This window comes from Actinomadura sp. 9N407, from assembly GCF_044326315.1.
Lineage (GTDB): Bacteria > Actinomycetota > Actinomycetes > Streptosporangiales > Streptosporangiaceae > Spirillospora.
Genome location: NZ_JBIRAW010000010.1, coordinates 228841 through 249180, shown reverse-complemented (window position 1 = coordinate 249180; position 20340 = coordinate 228841). Strand labels below are relative to the sequence as shown.

The following is a 20340-nucleotide window of genomic DNA, read 5'->3' as shown; positions in this document are numbered from 1 at the left end:
ATCCCGCAAGGAGGCGACATGAGCGACATCACTACCGCACCGGCTCCCTCTCAGAGCGCTGCCGAGGAGAAGGCTGCGGGGTACCGGGTACGGCGGACGCTTCCCCTGCGGGTGGAGTTCATCCGGCAATTCCGGCGCCGGCGGACGATGTTCGCGTTCGGGATCCTGCTCGCGCTGCCCTGGGTACTCGTGGCCGCGTTCCAGATCGGCGGCGAGGAGATGGGCCCGGACGGGATGCCCAGCCTGGTCGACGTCGCCAGTTCCAGCGCGCTCAACTTCGCGCTGTTCACCCTGTTCGTCGCGACCGGGTTCCTGCTGGTGGTCGCGGTCGCGCTGTTCTGCGGCGACACCGTGGCCAGCGAGGCGGGCTGGTCGTCGCTGCGCTACCTGCTGGCGGCGCCGGTCCCCCGGTCCCGGCTGCTGCGCCAGAAGCTGATCGTCTCGCTCTCGTACGCGGCGGCCGCGGTGCTCGTCCTCCCGCTGATGTCGCTGATCGCGGGTACGGTCGCGTTCGGCTGGGGGCCGGTCGAGCTGCCCACCGGCGGCGCCGTCCCGGTCAGCACCGCGCTGCAGCGGATGGGGATCATCATCGGCTACGCGCTGATCGTCCAGCTGGTGGTGGCGGCGCTGGCGTTCCTGCTGTCGGTCGTCACCGACTCCCCGCTGGGCGCGGTCGGTGGCGCGGTCGGACTGGTGATCGTGTCGAACATCCTGGACGCGGTCACCGCGCTCGGCGGCTGGCGCGACTTCCTGCCGAGCCACTGGATGTGGGCCTGGATGGACGCCCTCCAGCCGACGATCCAATGGACCGGCATGGCCAAGGGCGCGGCCATCTCGGTGGCCTATTCGGCGGTGCTGCTGGCCCTGGCGTTCCGCCGGTTCCAGAGCAAGGACATCGTTTCCTAGCCGGATCCGGGTGGAGAACCGTGGCCGGATCCGGTCTCGACATCGACCCCTATTCCTCACCGAACGCAGCATTGTCGATACGTTCCGTGAAAATATCCTTCGTTAAATCGGTCGAATCGGCAGAGGCGGTCGCATAAGCTCGGCGAACCTTTCGTTCGATGTTCGCGTCGAACGAAATGAGCGCGACATCGGCTCGATCGACGGGTTAACACCCGGCCCGACGGGGGAGATGATCACCATGGCACGGCAGCAGCTCGTCAAGCGCCCCAGACCGCCACGTCAACCGAGCCCGCTCGACCTCCGGACTCCGACCGGTCGCCTCCTGCCGTACTAGACCCTGGCGTACTAGACCCGGAACACAGCCTGCAGGGCCTCGCCGACGACGGCGAGGCCCTGCGGCGTTCGTACGGTCAGGCGCGCGCCTCCGCGGGCACGTCGACCAACTCCCGTTCGGGACGCGCGGCCACGACCGACACCGCCACAGCACCGAAGGCGCCCACCACCGCGAACGCGTAGAAGCCCCACGGGTAGGCGAGCCCGGCCGACAGCAGCGAGCCGCCGAGCAGCGGGCCGCAGATCGCCCCGATCCGCCCCACGCCCGCGGCCGACCCCATGGCGGTCGCCCGCCCGGACGCCGGGTACGCGCGGCCCACATAGGCGTACACGAGCACCTGCGCGCTGAACACGAAGCAGCCCGTCAGGAACACCACCGCGTACAGGCCCACGCTCGGCAGCTTGACGCTCAGCAGCGCCAGGAAGACCGCGGCGGCTCCGAACCACGCGATGGTGGACGGCCGGATCCCCTTGCGGTCCGCCACGTACCCGGCCACGACCAGGCCGACCACGGCACCCACGTTCAGCGTGAGCAGCAGGCTCAGCGCGGCACCGAGCGGGTAGCCCGCCTGCCGCATGATCTCCGGCAGCCAGGTGTTCAGGCCGTACACCAGCAGCAGGCCCATGAACGACGCGACCCAGAACGCCAGCGTCGTCCGGACGAGGCCGCTCGCGAACAGCGTCCGCACGCCGGCCCTCGGCACGCCGGCCCTCGACTCCGCGGTGCGCTCGGCGGCCAGGAACGATTCCGACTCCGGCAGGAACTTGATCATCAGTGGCACCAGCGCCAGCGCGGGCGCCGCGCCGATCACGAACATCGCCCGCCAGCCCAGCGCGGGGATCACCGCGATGCCCAGCAGCGCGGTGATCACCGCGCCGACGTGGTAACCGGTCATGATCGTCGTGGTGGCGCTGCCGCTGCGGCCGCGCCGGGCGTACTCGCCGACCAGCGTGATCGCGGTCGGCAGGCAGCCGCCCAGACCGAGCCCGGCCAGGAACCGCAGCAGCCCGAACACCGCCGCCGACGGCGCCAGCGCGCACAGCGCGGTGAAGATCGAGAACGACGTCACGGCGATGATCAGCGCCTTGCGGCGGCCGATCACATCGGTGACCGCGCCGATCACCAGCGCGCCGATCATCATGCCGACCAGCCCGGCGGTGGTCACCGCCGAGGCCGTACCTGGGGTCAGGTCCCAGATGTGCTCGCGCAGCAGTACGGGCAGGACCGTACCGAGCACCACGAGGTCGAAGCCGTCCAGCAGGACGGCGGCCCAGCAGAGCGGGAGTACCCAGGCACGGGCGGGTGGGAGTCGGGTCGCCATCGGCGGCCTCCAGTGAGTAGACAGTATTTCAGAGTCCCGGCCCACGGTGCTCGCCTGGCGGCTCGCACCTGACCGTGCCTGTGCGAGCGCGGCATCGCTTCGCGATCTGCCCGATGACGCTCGCCTCCGGCATCGCCCCACCGGACAGGTAACGCGCTCGCGCGGTGGCTGAAGCCACTTTGAGACAGGCACTAGGTCACGTTGAGCGATGGACCATGTTCGATGAGACCTGACCCACTGACCTGCGCGAACTTCCGCTGGCCGGAAAGTCGGCCACAATGCGTTCATGCTGGAGACCGAACGCCTCATCCTGCGACCCCTCACCGGCGCCGACTTCGACGACTTCGCGGCGATGCTCGTCCCCGAGGTGACCGGAGGCCTTGCCGAGCCGGTGGGCGACTCCCCCGACGACGCCTGGCGCAGCCTCGCCTCGTACATCGGCCACCACGAGATCCGCGGCTTCTCCCACTGGGCCGTCATCGAGAAGGACACCGGCCGCTTCGCCGGCCACGCCGGGCCCTGGCAGCCGCACGGCTTCCCCGGCCTCGGCATCGGCTGGTGCCTGGCCCGCGAGCACTGGGGCAAGGGCTACGCCACCGAGGCCGCCCAGGCCGCCCTCGCCTACTGCTTCAGCGCCCTGGACGCCGACGACGTCATCTCGGTCATCCTGCCGGGCAACCACCGTTCGATCGCCGTGGCCGAACGGATCGGGCACACCCACCTGCACGACACCGAGTACCGCGGCCGTACCGTCCACATCTACGGCCAGAAGCGCAGCGTCAACGAGGAAGCCGCGCCATGAACCGCTCCTGATCCACCACGGCCCGCTCGATCCTCCCCCGGGCGACCACCGTGCCGTTCCCGTCGGTCGCGTTCACCTCGAACGCCAGCCGCCGGCCGTCCACCTCCACCAGTTCGGCCACGACGGTCACACGCATGCCCACAGGACTGGCGGCCAGATGCTCCAGCTCCACCCGCGTCCCGACCGACGTCCGTCCCTCGTCCAGGTGTCCCCGTACCGCCTGGACGGTCGCGCCCTCCATGAACGCCAGCAGCCGAGGCGTCCCCAGAACAGGCAGATCACCACTCCCCACCTGCTCAGCGGTGTCGTCCCGTCCCACCACGACTTCCACTTCACCTCGAAGTCCCGCCTCCACCGGCTCCCCTTTCCACCCGAACGGCCGCCGACGCGGCAATGGGATCACGATCGCGGCGTGCCGTCCACTAGCAGGGCGGCCAGACGGCGTGCTGCAACGCAGCGTTCAGACATACGACGATTAGCCACATGGCAGACAGCGACCACGTTCGCGAATGCGCTGTTACGTTCAGCGATTTTCCCTGGTCATCGCCAGATGGCCACTTCGGGGGCAATGACACAGGTGCTATCGGCAAAGAGCCATATGTCTAACCGACCTACTCCCTTACTCCACATCGCACATCGCGTAGGGCAGAATCGGTACATCGACCTCACCCTCCGGGACAGCGCATGTGGCCTTGGCGAGTTGGACCCAAATCGGCGCACGGGCTCGTCTACCGCCTGTTCCTGGCGGTGGACGTGGAGAAATACAGCCGTCTGGACGCCCAGCGGCAGCTCACCGCACAGAACGACCTGCGCTGCCTGATCGACGAGTCCGCCCACCGCACCGGGCTCGGGACGAACGGCTGGTACCGCCAGGGAGCCGGCGACGGCGAACTCGTGGCCTTCCCGGCGAACACCGACATTCTGCGAACGGTCGGCGCGTTCACCCGGGCCCTGGAGACCGGGCTCGCCGGCCTCAACCGTCGCCGGCCCCGGGAGTCACGCCTGCGCCTGCGGCTGGCGCTCCACCACGGAACGATGATCTCGGGCCCGCTCGGCCCGGCAGGAGACGCGCCGATCGTCGTCTGCCGGCTGCTCGACGCGGCCCCGCTGCGCGACTACCTCACCGAGCATCCGGATCGGGATCTCGCCCTGGCCGTGTCGGAGTCGCTCTACGACGATGTGATCCGCACCGGCTTCTGCGTCCTGGCCCCGGACACGTTCATCCAGCTCGAAGTGGAGATCAAGCAGGTCCGCTACCGGGGCTACATCCACCACGAAACCGGAACCCGGCACAACTGAGACCGAATGAACGATGATCAGGAAAGTGCACGGACGAGGGCGATCCACTGGGCACGGGAAAGTGCCAGAGTACGGTCGTCGCAGTCCTTGGAGTCGCGGATGAGGACCATGCGCCCGTGCCGCGCGACCTGCACGCAGTCTCCCCCACCGCTCCGGCGGCTTTTGCGCCAGCTCAACTGTGGCCTCTCCAACGTGTGCACGCCCCTCTCCAACGGCCCGGTCGCCGCACCACGGATGTCAGAATCCGAAGAGGCATAATCCTGCGGAATGACCGCGGGAACACGTCGTATTGTCACGTTCGGCGAACGCCATCAACCTCGGCTCACCTCTTCCGCGCCGGATTGCAGAGTCCACCACAACGCCGTGTCGCACCCTGTCAAGGTCAGAGTGTAGGCGCTGTCCGGAGATCAGGCCATAGGAGAGATCAGCTACGCCAGTGGACCTGCGGTGCAATCAAAGCGTTTCGGCGAGGTTGCTGAGAAGCACGGCCGAGCCTACTGGACCAAGCGAGATACCGCGCAGCGTCTCGAACCGCTCCCGGTACAGCGCGATTTCTTCACGGTAGTCGCGCCCGACCACATCACCCTGGGCGCCTTCCAGGTAGAGCACGGGATCGTCCTGCACATCGCCGAACTCGAGCAGTTTGAACTGCCCCACGAGCCCGCCATGCGCACCGGCGTTCAGCGGCACGATCTCGATCGTCACATTCGGCCGCTTGGCCATCTCCAGCAGATGCGCCAACTGAGCCCGCATCACCGCCGTACCACCGACCAGCCGGCGCACCACGGATTCGTCGATGAGAAAGAAGAACTCCAGCGGATCCTCTCGATCGAAGATCTCCTGGCGGCGCATCCGGACGTCGACCAGGTCGTTGACCTCCTCACCGGAGGCCTGCTCGCGCAGCCGGGAGATGATCTCGTGCGCGTACGCCCTGGTCTGCAGTAGTCCGGGCAGGATCAGCGGCTGGAACTCATGGATGACTTTTGCCGCCGACTCGTACCCGATGAAATCGAGCATCTGCTGACCGAGAACCCGGCGATAACGGTTCCACCATCCTTGCTCGCGGGCCGCACGGGCAAGTTTCAGCACATCGCCCACACGTTCTTCGGGAACCCCGTAGAGCTGCAACAGAACCTTGACGTCGGTCACGGTGACCCGGACCGTCCCCGCCTCGATCCTGATGATTTTCGAAAGCGACCATTCCTGCGCTTTGGCCGCCTGTTCCTGGGTCAGCCCGGCCGCTTCGCGCGCCGCGCGCAGCTCGATGCGAAGACGCCGCTGATGCACGGTCGGACTGTCCGGCATGCCCCTACCTGTCTCTACATGTCCTTAGCATCCCGAGTCGCAAGTGCCATGAGGCATGGAGCGACCTTGCACTGTGCCTAGGGCGTTCAGACTAGTGCATCACGCCACCTACGGGATGGCTATAGAGGCGTCCATGTACTTTCCTGGAACGCCCCATACCCCCGCACCTGATCAGTCGTTTCGGCAACCAGCGCGCAGCCTCGCCGGGACCGGACTGGATCGCCGACCGGCACCGCCGCCGCGGAGAGCCGGCCGCCCCACACAGGAGCCAGCATCAGTACCGTGTCCACCCACGTTCACCGGCGCGCCACCCGTTGACTCGTGGCGTGTTCGTATGGAACAACACGGCCAGAGCCGAACACGCCACGAGTCAACGGGCTTCGAAGGGCGCCGGCTCCGAGCGAGAGGAAGACCTTGAGCGAACTCCTCTGGGGGCCGGGCGCCTTGCTGGTCGGTCTCGGGCTGGTCTTCTGCACGGTCGCCCTGTACCGAAGCCCCACTCTGATCGACTTCAGGCCCCAGCTCGTATCCCTCTCCGGGATGGCGGCGCTGTTCGTGATACTCATCGGCGCTCGCGGAACCATCGAGCTGGTCACGAGTTGACCAGCCCACCGACAGCACACGAGATCACCATCACAAGGCGCGATCTGAGGGCCTCGCGTGAGAGCTACTCGGCTCGGCCGGCCGAAGGTCCATCCTCGGCCAGGATCCGCTGGCGCTCTTGGCCTGTGTCGAAGTACCTGGTGACGTAGGCGTCTCGATCGAGTTCGCTCGTGCGCATCAGAGAGAAGACCTCGGAGCCTTCGCCGATCATCTCGTCCTCGCCGATGAAGTACGCCTGAGCGAAATCCAGGTACCGCCCGTTACACGTCGCCGCGTACTCGAGGGCCTCGGTTTCGGCCTTGGCGATGGCCTCGTCGAAGGAAGCCGCACGCCAGATGGTCACGTTCTCTTCGTACAACCGCTCTTCCTCGTGAGACCAGCGGAAGACGCAGCGGACTCCGTACCAGCCCGGTTCGTCCATCCGCTCAGGCTACCCCGATCAGGCAGGACAGCCCCGTTCTCCCAGGGACTCTCCGGCCATATGACCGGTGACCAACGCCCACGGGGCAGGTCACCACCCCGGTGGAAGCTGCTCGGGCTTCCGGGTCCACCACCAGCGGCATTCCCGCCCCTCGGCGAGAGGGCGCCAGTACTGAGCGAGTTCGGCTCCCCCGTCGTCCACGGTCACCGCCGAGTACCGCTCATCAAGACGGACGACAAGGCGGTCCACTTTCGCCTTGAGCCCCGCCGGCATCGCATCGAGATAGTCCTCGATCGCGTCGCGGACCGTCAGGTCGTTCAGATACTCGTAGACCATGTAGTAGTCCGTACGCGGCCAGCCCTCCTCCATGCGCAGGATCAAGAAGAACCACATCCGAAGGCAGGCGAAAACGCCGTACATCGGCTCCGTCATGTTCGCGGCGGTCGCGGCCCCGACCCCCGCCTGTTCGACCTTGAGCCGTTGCAGGTCCAGCATGCCGATCGCCGAAAATTCCTCCGGGCTCAGGCCGGACATCAGCGAGCGGAGCTCGGGAAATGCATCCGGGCTCATCCGGCGGCCGACGCGATCCCAGCCGAACGATTGAGCCCGCCAGTGGTCATCATGAGTTTCCTCGTCCAGGACCCAGGTGTTCCCCCCGGTCGAACGCGGCCGTGGCCAGGGCATCGACCAGTTCGGCTGTCCGGAGGAGACGGCTTACGTATTCGGCGTCTACGCCGTTCACCTGCGGACGCGCACCCCCGAGTCGCTCGGCGCAGTCCCGAAGGATCCTTTGCCTCTGCGCGTCGAGGGTGCCCTCCCCGAGGTAGGCGGTGATGCATCCGGCCATGTACGTGTCCAAGGCCGCTACCGACTCGCCGCTCGGCATGTCCAGCCATCGCAGCCCGTCCGGGAGGGCCAGGCCCAAGTGTTCCGCCCACAGGGCCGCGAGTTCGTCGGCGGCCGTCCAGGTCACTCGGCTCGGGCGACGCCGATCGGGCAGGAAAGGCCCGTGCCGGCGATGCCGCAGTAGCCGTTGGGCTCCTTGTGCAGGTACTGCTGGTGGTAGTCCTCGGCGAAGTAGAAGTCGGTGGCTCGGGTGACCTGGGTGGTGATGGTGCCGTAGCCGGCGGCGGTGAGGACCTTCTGGTACGCGGCGCGGGAGGCTTCGGCGAGCTTCTGCTGGTTGTCGTCGCGGTGGAAGACGGCCGAGCGGTACTGGGTGCCGATGTCGTTGCCCTGGCGCATGCCCTGGGTGGGGTCGTGGGACTCCCAGAAGACGCGCAGGAGGTCCTCGTACGAGACCTGGGCGGGGTCGTAGACGACGCGGACGGTCTCGGTGTGGCCGGTACGGCCGCTGCAGACCTCTTCGTACGTGGGGTTGGGGGTGTAGCCGCCCTCGTAGCCGGCGCTGGTGGACAGGACGCCGGGTGTCTGCCAGAACTTGCGTTCGGCGCCCCAGAAGCAGCCCAGGGCGAACTCGGCGATCTCGGCGCCGTCCGGGTAGGGCGGGGCGAGGGGGGCGTCGAGAACCTCGTGCCGGGGCGGGACCGGGATCGGCTCTTCGCGGCCTGGCAGGGCACTCTCCGGAGACACCATCTGGGTCATCGCGAACATGCCTTCAGAGTACGCGGTGTGGGGTGACATCAGCATGACCGCATTTGGGTAATTACGTGCTGCTACGGTGGCGGGCGTGAACCGTCAGGGGCTGCTCTTCGGGATCGGGGCGTACGCGATCTGGGGGCTGTTCCCTCTCTACTGGCCGCTGCTGAAGCCGTCGGGACCGGTGGAGATCCTGGCGCACCGGATCACGTGGTCGCTGCTGGCCGTGCTGGTGATGCTCGCCTTCGCCCGGCGGTGGATCCGGGGGCTGACCTGGCGGCAGGCGGGACTGCTGGTGGTGGCGGCGACGGTCATCACGATCAACTGGGGCGTCTACATCTACGCCGTCAACTCCGGGCACACGCTGGACGCGGCGCTGGGGTACTTCATCAATCCGCTGATCAGCGTGATGTTCGGGGTCCTGGTCTTCCACGAGCGGCTCCGGAAGTGGCAGTGGGTCGCGGTCGGGCTCGGCGGGTGCGCCGTCGTCGTGCTGAGCGTGGACTACGGGCAGCCGCCCTGGATCGCGCTGGTGCTGGCCTTGGCGTTCGGTACGTACGGGCTGGTCAAGAAGTTCGCGAACATGCCCTCGCTGGAGAGCCTGGCGGTGGAGACCGCGGTGATGTTCCTGCCGGCGGTGGGATTCGCGCTGGCGCTGGAGGGGCAGGGGGACGCGGCGTTCGGGCATCACGGGGTCTGGCATGTGGTGCTGATGGTGGGCGCCGGGGTGGTCACGGCGATCCCGCTGCTGCTGTTCAACGGGGCGGCGATCCGGCTGCCGCTGAGCGTGATCGGGATGCTGCAGTACCTGACACCGGTGCTGCAGTTCCTGATCGGGCTGCTGATCCAGCGCGAGGCGATGCCGCCGGGACGGTGGGCCGGGTTCGTTCTGGTCTGGACGGCACTGACCGTACTGACCTGGGACGGGCTGCGCGCTCGACGGGCCGCCATCCTGGAAGATCGTCGAACTTCGCCCGGTTTCGACGCATCTCTAGAGGAGAGGATCTCGAGGCACTAAAGTGCCGGAGGTCACACTTCCCCGCGTTCGAGGAGTCCGGTTGCGCCTGCTCAGCTTCACGGTGGTGGGAGTGGCCGTGATCGCGGCCGGCTTCGCGGCCCCGGCTTCGGGCGATGAGGGCGCGGTCGGCGACGGGATGAGCGTCAGCCCGCAGGTGGCCCACCCGGGCGAGCGGGTCCGGCTGAGAGCCCCGGGTTGCAAGGGGAGCGCCGAGTCCACCGCGTTCGCCGTGGGGGTCCGGCTGAAGGACGGGGCCGGTACGGCCAAGCTGGAGCGCAGCATCGGCGCGGGGACCTACACCGTGGTGGCCGATTGCGGCACGCGTCAGGTCAGCGGGCGGCTCAGCGTCTCCACCGAGCGGTCCTGGCCCTCGCTGCTGCCGGGGGCACTCAACCCGCAGATGGCGCGCGCGACCCAGAAGGGCAACTGACTTCCCGCCATTTCAATGGCGCGGCCGTTGCTGAACGCGGCAGGATTTTCATTCGCCGGCGTGCACTGAGGAAGGGTCCGCGGCCGACGGCCGCCTGACCCAAAAATCCTTTCCCCCACTAAGTATCCATTGTTGCGCCGCGCCAAACCTTGATCACACTGAGTGATCGTTTGGTGCGTTCTGGTGACGGCCGGTGTTCTGACTAGTTACTTCACGTCAGTTGACGCTCCTTAGGCAAGTGAGGAAGGTCACTCGCAAATGCATATATTTCCTACCATCCTGACCCTTGATCCCGTTAGTTGATCATGTGATACTTCCCCAGAAACGCACATAACGCACAACCTTCGCAGGAACGTAGAGAACGCCCGACGATCCCCCCGCTCGCGCCGCCTTCTACGAGCCCAGGCGGCTCCTGACACCGCTGACAGCCCCCCTGAGAGGCAGTGAGAATGTCCGTTGACGTTGTTGCGAGCCCGGCGTCCAAGGCCAGGTCCTTTCCGCTTTATCGAACACTCTCTCGATTTGTTCGAGATCCACTAAGGGAACTGGAACGCATCGGACGCACGGCCAATGGGGACGTCATCAGACTCGATCTGGGGGCGTCCCGTCCCTTTGTGGCGACGCACCCGGACCACGTCCAGCAGGTGCTCAAGGGTGAGTCGGAGAACTTCGTCCGCGCCGGCACGTTCTGGCAGCCGCTGCACAGCCTCTTCGGCGGCAGCATCATGTCCGAGGGCCAGGAGTGGGAGGTCAGCAAGCGGATCCTGCAGCCGGTGTTCTCCACCAAGCACGTCCGGGCGCTGACCGAGAGCATGGCCGACGCCATCAACACCTCGGTCGACACCCTCGAAGCGCCCGCCCGCGCGGGCGAGCCGATCACGGTGCTGCCGGAGATGAACCGGATCGTCAACGAGACCGTGATCAAGATCCTGTTCGGGAACAAGATCAAGCAGGCCGAGGCGGACCGGCTCGGCCCGGCGATGGAGAAGGTGGCGACCTCCATCGCGTTCCGGTTCCTGATGCCGTTCGTGCCGCGCCAGATCCCGCTGCCCGGCGACCGCGCCTTCGCCGAGGCAGCCAAGGTCATGGACGAGACGCTGTACGAACTGGTGGACCGGTACCGCGACGATCCCGGCGAGGGCTTCGACATCTTCACCGCGCTGTGCCAGGCCCGGATGACCGAGGGCAGCGGGCTGGACGACGCCTGGATCCGCAACAACCTGCTGTCGATGTGGGCGACCAGCACCGAGACCACCACCGTGTCGCTGACCTGGCTCTGGCCCATCCTGGACCGGCATCCGGAGATCGCCGACCGGCTCGTGGCGGAGATCGAGGGCGTGGTCGGGACCGACCGGGTCCGTCCCGACCACCTGCACCGCCTGCCCTACGTCAAGCAGGTCATCCAGGAGCTGCTGCGGCTCTACCCGGTCGGCTGGATCTTCCCGCGGATCGCGCTGAAGGACACCGACCTCGGCGGCGTGCCGGTCAAGGCCGGCCAGACCGTGCTGGTCAGCCCGTACCTCACGCACCGGCTGGAGTCGGTGTGGGAGCGGCCGCTGGAGTTCGACCCCGAGCGGTTCGCCCCCGAGCGGGCCCGCTCGCACCACCGGTACGCCTACTTCCCGTTCGGCGGCGGCCCGCACATGTGCATCGGCCGGCACGTGTTCAACTTCGAGGCCGAGCTGATCCTGACCAGCATCCTGAGCCGGTTCCGCCCGCGGCTGCTGGAAACGGTTCCGGCCGAGCCGCGCATCGGCGCCACGCTGCGGCCGAGCCGGCCGATCCAGATGGAGCTGACCCCGATCCGGCGGCAGGCGTGACGGCCCCGGCCGTACCGGGTCCGGGGCACCGGCCCCCGGACCTCGTGCAGGAGGCGTTCGGCGCGGGCGCGGTCATGGCCCAGGCGGTACGCGCCGGGCGCGACCTGGTGGCCTGCGCCGAGGCGCACCCGGATCTGTTCTCCGCCAAGCCCATCGACGCCACCACATACCACGCCGTAGCCTGCGCCAACGCCTTCGGCTCGCCCGACCTGGACGCCCGTGCGCTGCGCGTCGCCAACCGCACCTCGCTGTGGATCTTCGGGCTGGACTGGCTGGTCGACCACAAGGCGGCCGCGCGGGAGGAGATCGAGGACCTCAACCGGCGCTGCCTGGCCGTGGCCGACGGCGGCGATCCGGTGCCCGGGGACGGCCTCACCGGCTTCCTCGCCGAGATCCGCGACGAGGTCGCAGCCTCGCCCGCTTTCCCGGAGTTGCGTGCCGACTGGCGGGCGCAGCTGGCCCGGCTGCTGGAGGCGGGCGCGCGGGAGTGGGATTGGAAGGCCGCCGCCGCGTCCGGCGACAAGGCCGCGCTGCCGTCCTTCGATACCTACCTCGACAACGCCGACAACTACGGGTCCGCCTGGGTCAACATCTCGCACTGGATCGTCCGCGCCGACCCGGCGACGCTCGCGCACACCGGGCCGCTCCAGACGATCAGCCGGGAGGTGCAGAAGGTGCTGCGCCTGCTGAACGATCTGGCCACGCTCGATCGCGACATGACCTGGGGCGACCTCAACGCGCAGATGCTCGGCGTGGACGGGGCCGGGATCACCGCCCGGATCGGCGAGGTGGTCGAAGGCTGCCGGACGCTGCTGGCCCCGCTGCGGAACGAGTGCCCCGAGCCGGTGGCGTACCTGGAGCGGCAGATCGGCTACAGCACGGCGTTCTACGGAGTGAGCGACTACTGGGGGTCGCTGTGACCGTGGACGAGGCGCCGCACCAGGCGGGCCTGGTCGATGCCGCCGCGGCCGCCGCGCGGATCGTCGATGAGCTGATCGCCCATCCCGGGGGCCGCTCCTCCCCTTCGGTGTACGAGACGGGCCGGCTGGTGTCGCTGGCGCCCTGGCTGGCCGGGCATGCCGAACGGGTCCGGTTCCTGCTGGCGGCGCAGCGTCCGGACGGCGGCTGGGGCCTGCCGGACGACGGGTACGCGCTGACCCCGACGCTGAGCGCGACGGACGCCCTGCTCTCGGTCCTCGTCCCCACGCCGGCCGGGCAAGGCGCGCACCCGAGTGCTCCCGGCGTCCCGCCCGAGGCGGTGCCCGGAGTGCCACAGGCGGAGCTGGTGAAGGCCGTCGACGAGGCGTTGCGCATGGTGTCCGGACGGCTCCTGCCCGGACTCGGTGCCGGAACGCCCGGGGACGGGGCAGCGGATCCGCGGGGCGGCGGGCCGGTCGAGGTGCCCGACATGCCGGCGATCGAGCACATCACCCCGTACCTGATCGAACTGATCAACCGGCGGCTGGAAGCGGTACGCGCCCACCCGCCCTCGGGCCTGGAGTCGTGGGGGGAGTCGGGGCCGCTGCGGGCGCCCGCCGGCATGACCGGAGAAACGGCGTCGCTGGTCCGGGAGCTCCTCGACCGGGGCACGGCCGTCCCGGCGAAGTTGCTGCACGCACTGGAGATCGCCGACGGGTCGGCGAGGGCGGCGCGTGCGGTGCGTCCCGAGCCTTCCGGAACGGTCGGTGCCTCCCCCGCGGCCACCGCCGCCTGGCTGGGCGACGACCGTCCCGGCGACGGCGGCCCCGGGGGCGGGGACGCGGCGGACCGGTCGGCGGCGCTGCGCTACCTGGAGGACACCGTCGAGCGGCACGGCGGTCCGGTCCCCGTCGCGGCGCCGATCACCGAGTTCGAGCGCGGCTGGGTGCTGAGCTGGCTGGCGCGCGCGGGTATCCCCCTGTCGGTGCCGTCCCGGATGCTGGACGAGATGAGCGCCAGTCTGGGCGGCGCCGGGACCGGCGGCGGGTCCGGTCTGCCGCCCGACGCCGACAGCAGTTCCGGTGTCCTGTACGCATTGTCCCTGCTCGGACGCCCGCATCCGCCGGATCTTCTGTGGGAGTACGAGACGTCCACGCACATGTGCACCTGGCAGGGCGAGAACGGCCATTCCATCACCACCAATGCGCACGTGCTGGAAGCATTCGGTCACTACATGCAGAGCACGGGTCGCGGCGGGCCCCGCCATGCCGCCACGGTGGCCAAAGTGGCGAACTGGTTGTGCGAACAGCAGGACGCGGACGGCGCGTGGAGGGATCGCTGGCACGCCTCGCCGTACTACGCGACCGCCTGTGCCGCCGCGGCCCTTGCGCGGTTCGGTGGTGGTGCGATACGCGTTCCGAGCGGCGCCCCGAGCGATGCCGATGGCGGGATTGCGAATGGTGCCGCGTTCGCGGCGGAACGTGCCACGCGCTGGGTGCTGGAGACGCAGCGTCCGGACGGTTCGTGGGGCCGTTGGGACGGGACCCCGGAGGAGACGGCGTACGCGCTGCACGTCCTCCTGCTCGGCCCGCCGCTCGCGGACGAGGCCCGCCCGGCGGTCGCCCGCGGAGCCGCCTACCTGCGGGCGGCGATGCCGGCGGCCGAGGGCCCGGCGGCCGGTCCCGGCCCGGTCAACGGCCTTGTCCCCACCCCTGTCCCCGGCGCAAAAATCGGACTAACAACGTCTTTCATCGCCGAAGCCAACAAAACACCCCTTTGGCATGACAAAGATACGTATCACCCGATCACCATCGTCAAGGCGGTGACGCTGGCCGCACTGCACCTTACTCAGGTGACAAGCCTCAGGTGACAGGCACTCAGGTGTCGAGCACGTTTCGGTAGTATGAATTACCTCACCTTCTCCCGGCAGTGCGGGGAATCTACCGAAGTAAACGATTCACCTTGAGGCGTTATGAGTACGTTGGTAAGGTTCTGCGTGCACCAAACCGGTTGACGCCGGCGTTCCCCGCAACCTGCCGCACGTGCCTTGCAACCGGGATGTCACCGCGCATTGCAAGCACCTTGATAATTGTTGGGCGATTTCAATGCGCTTTCGCAACTCGCGACTGCGAACCAAGATTACGGCGATGCTGCTGTCCCTCACCGCCCTGTGGGCGTTCGCGGCGTGGGTGACGGCCCGAGAAGGCATCAACCTCCTCTGGGTGAGCACGCTGGACAGCGTCGTCGCGCCGAGCGACCCCATGCTGGTCTCGCTCCAGCAGGAGCGACGGCTCACCGTGGTCTATCTCGCCAGTCGTTCGCAGCAGCAACGCGATGCCCTGGTGGCACAGCGGGCCACCACCGACAAGACGGTGGCGGTGGTACTCAAGCGGGCCGCGAGCGGCTCCATCAAGCGCGCCGCCGACGACTCGCTGGAACGGCGCATCGACGAGGCCATGGGCCTGCTCCGCGGGCTCGGCAAGCAGCGCCAGGCCATCGACATCGGCGCGGTGACCCGCGACCAGGCGTTCCAGCAGTACTCCCGGATCAACGAGGCCAACTTCCGGATGTACGACGCGATGGCGACCCTGGACGACGAAGGGTTCACCGACACCCTCCGCGCCCAGATCGCCGCCAACCGCACCTGGGAACTGCTCTCCCTCGAGGACGCGCAGGTCGCGGGCGTGCTCGCCGGCGGCAGGGCGAGCCCCGCCGACCTGCAGGGAATCCAGCAGACCATCGGCATCCGGCGGTACGCCCACGACCGCGCGATGGCCGACCTGCGGGACGTGGAGCCCCGCCAGTTCACCGAGATGTCCGGCAACCGGGAACTGGCCAAGGTCCGCGCGCTGGAGGACGTCCTGCTCAAGAGCCGCCCGGGCCAGCGCCCGCGGGTGAGCCCCGAGCAGTGGCGCGCCACCACCGAGTCCGCGCTCGCCCAGACGCGGAAGATCGTCCAGGCCGCCGGCGACCGGCTGGTCGAGCGCGCCACCCCGATCGGCATCTGGGTCGTGGTCCGGCTGCTGCTGGCCGGTGGCCTCGGCCTGATCGCGGTCATCATGTCCATCGTCGTGTCGATCAACACCGCGCGGGCGCTGGTCCGGCAGCTGGAGAAGCTGCGCGGCGCGGCCTGGGAACTGGCCGAGGAACGATTGCCCAGCGTGGTGGAACGGCTCGGGCACGGCGAGAAGGTCGACGTGGCCGCCGAGGCACCACCGCTGCGGTTCGGCGACGACGAGGTCGGCCAGGTCGGCAAGGCGTTCAACGCCGTGCAGGAGACCGCGATCCGTACCGCGGTCGAGCAGGCCGAACTGCGCCGCGGCATCCGCGACGTCCTGCTCAGCCTGGCCCGCCGCACCCAGACCCTGGTGCACCGGCAGCTGAGCATGCTGGACACGATGGAGCGCCGCCGCGACATCGAGACCAAGGACCTGGAGGAGCTGTTCCGGCTCGACCACCTGGCCACCCGGATGCGGCGCAACGCCGAGAACCTGATCGTCCTGTCCGGCGCCATCCCGGCCCGCGGCTGGCGCCGTTCGGTCCCGATGGTGGACGTGGTCCGCGCCGCGGTCGGCGAGGTCGAGGACTACACCCGGGTCCAGGTGCTGCCGTTCGGCCCGATCGAGCTGTCCGGCCGCGCGGTCGGCGACGTCACCCACCTGCTGGCCGAGCTGATCGAGAACGCGGTGTCGTTCTCGCCGCCGGACACCGTCGTGCAGATCGGCGGCCACCTGGTCGCCAGCGGCTTCGCGATCGACATCGAGGACCGCGGGCTCGGCATGACCGACGAGAAGCTCGCCGACGTCAACGCGCGGATCGCCGACCCGCCCGAGTTCAACCTGCAGAGCTCGGTCCAGCTCGGCCTGTTCGTGGTCGGCAAGCTCGCCGAACGCTACGGCCTGCACGTCATGCTCAAGCGCTCGGCGTACGGGGGCACCACGGCCGTCGTGGTGATCCCGCGCGAGCTGGTCGCCGACGACCCCGCGCCCGTGTCCGGTGCCGCCGCCGTGGCCCGTACGACCGCCGGAGCCGAGGCCGGTAGCGAGGCCGACGCCGTGTCACCGGGCCCGCGTCCCGTCCCCGCCGGGGCCACCACGGAGAACGGCCTCATCGTCCGCCAGCCGACGATGGTCGGTGCGGGCGCACCGGACGTGGACCTCCCTCAGGGCGGTACGGCCGCCGGGCAGGACCTCGCCGCCGGCTCCAGCACGAATCCCGGGGCGCGGCACACGGCGCCCTCGCTGATGGCGGTGCCCGACCCGCCCCACCCGGCGGCGCCCCGACCGGCAGCGCCCTCACCGGCAGCGCCCTCACCGTCCGAGACGGGACCGCTCGGCGCGGCCGGACCGGCCTCGCCGGGCGACGACCATGGCCCGGCCACCGGCCGGGTGACCGATCCGAATGACGCCGTGCCCGAAGGAGCCGCGCGTCCCGAGACCGCGACCCCGGAGGACCTGCCCCCCGTGCCCGACATCGACAGCACCCCGTCCGGCCTGCCCGTCCGGGTACCGCAGGCGAGCCTGGCGCCACCGCTGCGCACGGACGAGCCGCTCACGGCGCAGGAGCCCGAGCCCGAGCCCGACCAGGGCCGCTCGCCCGAGGACATCCTGCGGATCATGGGCTCCTACCAACGCGGCACCCGCCGCGGCCGGTCCGAGGCCGCCAGGTCCGGTACCGACAACGCAGCAGAAGGCGAGGACGAGCAGTGATGCAGAAGACCGGTTCTTCGGCAGACCTGAGCTGGTTGCTGGACGATCTGGTGGGCCGGCTCCCGCACGCAGAGCACGCGGTCGTGCTCTCGGCGGACGGCCTGCTGATGGCCTCCTCCCGCGCGTTCACCCAGGACGACGGGGAGCATCTCGCCGCCGTCGCCGCCGGAATCCAGAGCCTGGCCAAGGGCGCCGGAACCCGCTTCGGCGGCGGCCCCGTCCGGCAGACCATCATCGAGATGCAGTCGGCGTTCCTGCTGGTGTCGGTCGCGGGCAAGGGCGCCTGCCTGGCGGTGCTGAGCGACGAGGAGGCCGACGTCGGCCTGATCGCCTACGAGATGGCGATGCTGGTCACCGCCATGGGCCACCACCTGAGCACGCCGTCGCGCTCGGACCTGGCCGCCAGGGAAGGCCGGGCCAACTGATGATGCCGCCCGAGGATCCGTTCGAGGAGCAACGACCCGGCGATCCCGCACAGCACGACCGGCTGCTGGACGACCGCGCCGGGCCGATGGTGCGCCCGTACGTGATGACCAGCGGCCGGATCGAGCCCACCCGGGGCGACTTCGACCTCATCACCCTGGTGGTGGCGATCGCCGGCGACACCGACGGCCACGTCGGCCTGGGTCCCGAGCACCGCGCGATCCTGCAGCTGTGCCAGTCGGTGCTGTCGGTCGCCGAGCTCACCGGCCATCTCAACCTGCCCGTCGCGACCGTACGGGTCCTGCTGAGCGACCTCCTCGACAAGGGGTTCGTCACCATGCAGGAGCCCGAGCCCGAGGCGGACATGCACGACATCAGGCTCTACAAGGCGGTGATCGATGGTCTCCGGGCCCTCTAGTCCCGACACGCACGGCCGCAGGCTCCCCACCGCGGTCAAGATCGTGATCGCCGGCGGTTTCGGCGTGGGCAAGACCACCATGGTCGCCACCGTCTCCGAGACCGCGCCGCTGCGTACCGAGGAGATCCTCACCGACGAGAGCGTCGGCGTCGACGACGTCTCCGGGGTGGAGCGCAAGAACACCACCACGGTCGCGATGGACTTCGGCCGCATCACCATGCGGGACGAGTACGTCCTCTACCTCTTCGGCACTCCCGGCCAGGAACGCTTCTGGTTCATGTGGGACGAGGTCGCGCTCGGCTCCCTCGGCGCGGTCGTCCTGGCCGACACCCGCCGGCTGTCGGACTGCTTCCCGTCCGTCGACTACTTCGAACGGCGGGGCACCCCGTTCGTCGTGGCCGTCAACTGCTTCGAGGGCGCCCGCCAGTACGACCTGGAGGAGATCCAGCTGGCCCTCAACCTGGGCCCGAAGGTCCCGGTCATGCTCTGCGACGCCCGCAACCTGGAGTCCTGCAAAAAGGTCCTCATCCACATGGTCCTGCACGCCATGAAAACCCGGGGACTGACACCTGTTTGATGTGGGGGGGCGACCCCCCACGCCCCCCGGCGGGGCGCGCACACCTTCCAAGTGTGGGGGGCGACCCCCCACACCCCCCGGCGGGGCGCGCGCCCTTCCAGTCGCTGGCGCTCCTTTCAGGGGCACCCGCCCCTTGGCAGGGGCTCCGCCCCCGCACCCCCGCCAAGGGGCTCCGCCCCCTGGACCCCCGGCCGGGGTCAGGGGTCGTAGAAATTGCGAAACGCCCGCCCAGACCTCTGGGACGGGCGTTCAGCGTTGCACATTGGGGGGCTAGGGGGCGGAGCCCACAGCGGGGGGTGCGGGGGGCGGAGCCCCCTGCCAAGGGGCGGGTGCACCCGGAGCGAGCGCCAGCGAGCGCAGGGTGTGCGCGCCCCGCCGGGGGGCGTGGGGGGTCGCCCCCCACAATGACAAGATCAGCCCGTACGGGAGACCACGTAGTCGCAGAGGCCGGTGAAGGCTTCTCGTGCGGGGATCTCGGGCAGGGTGAGGAGCTGGGTGCGGGCGTTCTCGGCCCAGTCGCGCAGGTCGGCGCGGGCCCGGTCCATCGCCGGATGGTCGCGCAGCAGCGCCAGGGCCTCGGCGTGGAGCGCGTCGTCGGTGAGGTCCTGGACGAGCAGCTCGCGGAGCCGGGCGTCGTCGGGACCGGAGCCGATGCCGGCGAGCACGTGGTGCATCGGCAGGGTGCGGATGCCCTCGCGCAGGTCGGTGCCGGGGGTCTTGCCCGACTGCTCGGCCTCGGAGGAGATGTCCAGGATGTCGTCGGACAGCTGGAACGCGACGCCGATCTTCTCGCAGGCGTCGGTGATCGTCTCGACCACCCGCGGGTCGGCGCCCGCCAGCAGCGAGCCGAACTGGCCGGACACCGCGATCAGCGAGGCGGTCTTGTCCGCCACGACCTGCAGGTAGTGCGCCAGCGGGTCGGCCTCGGGGGCGACCCCGACCGTCTCCTGGATCTGGCCGCGGACCAGGCGGGCGAACGCCCGTGCCTGGATCCGCACGGCCTCGGGACCGAGGTCGGCCAGCAGGTCGGAGGCGCGGGCGAACAGGTAGTCGCCGGTCAGGATGGCGACCGTGTTGGTCCAGCGGGAGTTGGCCGAGGGCTCACCGCGCCGGACCGTCGCCTCGTCCATCACGTCGTCGTGGTAGAGCGTCGCCAGATGGGTCAGCTCGACCACCACCGCGGCCGGGACGATGCCGGCCGCGGCGGGGTCGCCGAAGTGGGAGGCCAGCAGCACCAGCATCGGCCGGAACCGCTTCCCGCCCGCCTCGACCAGGTGCTTGGACGCCTGGGCGAGCAGCGGGTCGTCGCTGTGCACCGAATCCAGCAGGAGCGCTTCGACCGCGGCGATCCGTTCCTGCACGTCGGCCGCCAGACCCTGGTCGACGGGCAGGCCGAAAGGCCCTTCCCCCGTGCCCCCGCCGGAAACTGCACTCACC

General features: G+C 69.3%; 21 protein-coding genes. 13 read left to right on the top strand and 8 right to left on the bottom strand.

The genetic code is table 11. The annotated features are described in order from the left end of the window. Positions 1–18: 18 nt before the first annotated feature. On the top strand, positions 19–906 hold the full coding sequence (locus ACH34Q_RS18590; RefSeq protein ID WP_395984210.1) for an ABC transporter permease: 888 nt from the start codon (positions 19–21) through the stop codon (positions 904–906). A gap of 410 nt (positions 907–1316) precedes the next feature. On the opposite strand, the gene ACH34Q_RS18585 is transcribed toward ACH34Q_RS18590, so the two are convergent. Continuing rightward, entirely contained in the window at positions 1317–2561 is a 1245-nt protein-coding gene (locus ACH34Q_RS18585; RefSeq protein ID WP_395984209.1) for an MFS transporter, read from the bottom strand. Positions 2562–2847: 286 nt separating this feature from the next. Here ACH34Q_RS18585 and ACH34Q_RS18580 point away from each other — a divergent pair, with 286 nt between their 5' ends. Continuing rightward, positions 2848–3363 carry a GNAT family N-acetyltransferase gene (locus ACH34Q_RS18580; RefSeq protein WP_395984208.1) on the top strand — a complete coding sequence of 172 codons (516 nt, stop codon included), beginning with the start codon at positions 2848–2850 and terminating at the stop codon, positions 3361–3363. Here the strand turns inward: ACH34Q_RS18580 and ACH34Q_RS18575 are convergent. Continuing rightward, complete coding sequence (locus tag ACH34Q_RS18575) at positions 3341–3694, bottom strand: thioesterase family protein (protein ID WP_395984207.1); 354 nt, start codon at positions 3692–3694, stop codon at positions 3341–3343. The two genes, ACH34Q_RS18580 and ACH34Q_RS18575, sit on opposite strands and share 23 nt — an antisense overlap. Before the next feature lie 353 nt (positions 3695–4047). On the opposite strand from ACH34Q_RS18575, the gene ACH34Q_RS18570 reads away from it, so the two are divergent. After that, positions 4048–4662 carry a hypothetical protein gene (locus tag ACH34Q_RS18570; protein WP_395984206.1) on the top strand — a complete coding sequence of 205 codons (615 nt, stop codon included), beginning with the start codon at positions 4048–4050 and terminating at the stop codon, positions 4660–4662. Positions 4663–4679: 17 nt separating this feature from the next. Here the strand turns inward: ACH34Q_RS18570 and ACH34Q_RS18565 are convergent, their stop codons facing one another. Both ACH34Q_RS18565 and ACH34Q_RS18560 read right to left on the bottom strand, forming a co-directional pair. Continuing rightward, positions 4680–4862: a DUF397 domain-containing protein gene (locus ACH34Q_RS18565; RefSeq protein ID WP_395984205.1), complete on the bottom strand. Its 183-nt coding sequence runs from the start codon at positions 4860–4862 to the stop codon at positions 4680–4682. Between the two features lie 253 nt (positions 4863–5115). After that, the gene (locus tag ACH34Q_RS18560; RefSeq protein ID WP_395984204.1) at positions 5116–5967 is read right to left on the bottom strand and encodes a helix-turn-helix domain-containing protein; all 852 of its coding nucleotides are present in this window, start codon (positions 5965–5967) and stop codon (positions 5116–5118) included. Between the two features lie 414 nt (positions 5968–6381). Here ACH34Q_RS18560 and ACH34Q_RS18555 point away from each other — a divergent pair, with 414 nt between their 5' ends. After that, positions 6382–6570: a hypothetical protein gene (locus ACH34Q_RS18555; protein ID WP_395984203.1), complete on the top strand. Its 189-nt coding sequence runs from the start codon at positions 6382–6384 to the stop codon at positions 6568–6570. Between the two features lie 64 nt (positions 6571–6634). On the opposite strand, the gene ACH34Q_RS18550 is transcribed toward ACH34Q_RS18555, so the two are convergent. From ACH34Q_RS18550 to msrA, 3 genes are all read right to left on the bottom strand, one after another. Continuing rightward, the gene (locus ACH34Q_RS18550; RefSeq protein WP_395984202.1) at positions 6635–6991 is read right to left on the bottom strand and encodes a DUF4288 domain-containing protein; all 357 of its coding nucleotides are present in this window, start codon (positions 6989–6991) and stop codon (positions 6635–6637) included. Between the two features lie 90 nt (positions 6992–7081). Further along, positions 7082–7561 (bottom strand): hypothetical protein, encoded by a 480-nt coding sequence (locus ACH34Q_RS18545; RefSeq protein ID WP_395984201.1) that lies wholly within the window; start codon positions 7559–7561, stop codon positions 7082–7084. Positions 7562–7960: 399 nt separating this feature from the next. After that, complete coding sequence (msrA, locus tag ACH34Q_RS18540) at positions 7961–8605, bottom strand: peptide-methionine (S)-S-oxide reductase MsrA (protein ID WP_395984200.1); 645 nt, start codon at positions 8603–8605, stop codon at positions 7961–7963. Between the two features lie 76 nt (positions 8606–8681). On the opposite strand from msrA, the gene rarD reads away from it, so the two are divergent. The 9 genes from rarD (at position 8682) to ACH34Q_RS18495 (ending at position 18903) form a co-directional block, all read left to right on the top strand. Further along, complete coding sequence (rarD, locus tag ACH34Q_RS18535; protein WP_395984199.1) at positions 8682–9608, top strand: EamA family transporter RarD; 927 nt, start codon at positions 8682–8684, stop codon at positions 9606–9608. A 40-nt stretch (positions 9609–9648) separates the two neighbouring features. Further along, positions 9649–10038, top strand: coding sequence for a hypothetical protein (locus ACH34Q_RS18530; protein ID WP_395984198.1), 390 nt, complete (start codon positions 9649–9651; stop codon positions 10036–10038). Between the two features lie 449 nt (positions 10039–10487). After that, the gene (locus ACH34Q_RS18525; protein ID WP_395984197.1) at positions 10488–11858 is read left to right on the top strand and encodes a cytochrome P450; all 1371 of its coding nucleotides are present in this window, start codon (positions 10488–10490) and stop codon (positions 11856–11858) included. Continuing rightward, the gene (locus tag ACH34Q_RS18520) at positions 11855–12778 is read left to right on the top strand and encodes a terpene synthase family protein (RefSeq protein WP_395984196.1); all 924 of its coding nucleotides are present in this window, start codon (positions 11855–11857) and stop codon (positions 12776–12778) included. The genes ACH34Q_RS18525 and ACH34Q_RS18520 overlap by 4 nt, the downstream gene beginning before the upstream one ends. Then, on the top strand, positions 12775–14646 hold the full coding sequence (locus ACH34Q_RS18515; RefSeq protein ID WP_395984195.1) for a prenyltransferase/squalene oxidase repeat-containing protein: 1872 nt from the start codon (positions 12775–12777) through the stop codon (positions 14644–14646). Before ACH34Q_RS18520 ends, ACH34Q_RS18515 begins: the two co-directional genes overlap by 4 nt. Positions 14647–14923: 277 nt before the next feature. After that, positions 14924–17485 (top strand): nitrate- and nitrite sensing domain-containing protein, encoded by a 2562-nt coding sequence (locus tag ACH34Q_RS18510; RefSeq protein ID WP_395984194.1) that lies wholly within the window; start codon positions 14924–14926, stop codon positions 17483–17485. Continuing rightward, on the top strand, positions 17485–17910 hold the full coding sequence (locus ACH34Q_RS18505) for a roadblock/LC7 domain-containing protein (protein ID WP_395984193.1): 426 nt from the start codon (positions 17485–17487) through the stop codon (positions 17908–17910). Before ACH34Q_RS18510 ends, ACH34Q_RS18505 begins: the two co-directional genes overlap by 1 nt. Then, positions 17910–18326, top strand: coding sequence for a DUF742 domain-containing protein (locus ACH34Q_RS18500; protein WP_395984192.1), 417 nt, complete (start codon positions 17910–17912; stop codon positions 18324–18326). The genes ACH34Q_RS18505 and ACH34Q_RS18500 overlap by 1 nt, the downstream gene beginning before the upstream one ends. Next, entirely contained in the window at positions 18307–18903 is a 597-nt protein-coding gene (locus tag ACH34Q_RS18495) for a GTP-binding protein (protein WP_395984191.1), read from the top strand. The genes ACH34Q_RS18500 and ACH34Q_RS18495 overlap by 20 nt, the downstream gene beginning before the upstream one ends. A gap of 413 nt (positions 18904–19316) precedes the next feature. Here the strand turns inward: ACH34Q_RS18495 and ACH34Q_RS18490 are convergent, their stop codons facing one another. Beyond that, the gene (locus tag ACH34Q_RS18490; RefSeq protein ID WP_395984190.1) at positions 19317–20339 is read right to left on the bottom strand and encodes a polyprenyl synthetase family protein; all 1023 of its coding nucleotides are present in this window, start codon (positions 20337–20339) and stop codon (positions 19317–19319) included. Between the last annotated feature and the right edge of the window lies 1 nt (position 20340).

Coding starts and splice junctions, on each gene's coding strand:
- ACH34Q_RS18590 (WP_395984210.1), top strand. CDS start 19: ATGAGCGACATCACTACCGCACCGGCTCCCTCTCAGAGCGCTGCCGAG.
- ACH34Q_RS18585 (WP_395984209.1), bottom strand. CDS start 2,561: ATGGCGACCCGACTCCCACCCGCCCGTGCCTGGGTACTCCCGCTCTGC.
- ACH34Q_RS18580 (WP_395984208.1), top strand. CDS start 2,848: ATGCTGGAGACCGAACGCCTCATCCTGCGACCCCTCACCGGCGCCGAC.
- ACH34Q_RS18570 (WP_395984206.1), top strand. CDS start 4,048: ATGTGGCCTTGGCGAGTTGGACCCAAATCGGCGCACGGGCTCGTCTAC.
- ACH34Q_RS18560 (WP_395984204.1), bottom strand. CDS start 5,967: ATGCCGGACAGTCCGACCGTGCATCAGCGGCGTCTTCGCATCGAGCTG.
- ACH34Q_RS18550 (WP_395984202.1), bottom strand. CDS start 6,991: ATGGACGAACCGGGCTGGTACGGAGTCCGCTGCGTCTTCCGCTGGTCT.
- ACH34Q_RS18545 (WP_395984201.1), bottom strand. CDS start 7,561: ATGAGCCCGGATGCATTTCCCGAGCTCCGCTCGCTGATGTCCGGCCTG.
- msrA (WP_395984200.1), bottom strand. CDS start 8,605: ATGTTCGCGATGACCCAGATGGTGTCTCCGGAGAGTGCCCTGCCAGGC.
- ACH34Q_RS18525 (WP_395984197.1), top strand. CDS start 10,488: ATGTCCGTTGACGTTGTTGCGAGCCCGGCGTCCAAGGCCAGGTCCTTT.
- ACH34Q_RS18510 (WP_395984194.1), top strand. CDS start 14,924: ATGCTGCTGTCCCTCACCGCCCTGTGGGCGTTCGCGGCGTGGGTGACG.
- ACH34Q_RS18505 (WP_395984193.1), top strand. CDS start 17,485: ATGCAGAAGACCGGTTCTTCGGCAGACCTGAGCTGGTTGCTGGACGAT.
- ACH34Q_RS18500 (WP_395984192.1), top strand. CDS start 17,910: ATGATGCCGCCCGAGGATCCGTTCGAGGAGCAACGACCCGGCGATCCC.
- ACH34Q_RS18495 (WP_395984191.1), top strand. CDS start 18,307: ATGGTCTCCGGGCCCTCTAGTCCCGACACGCACGGCCGCAGGCTCCCC.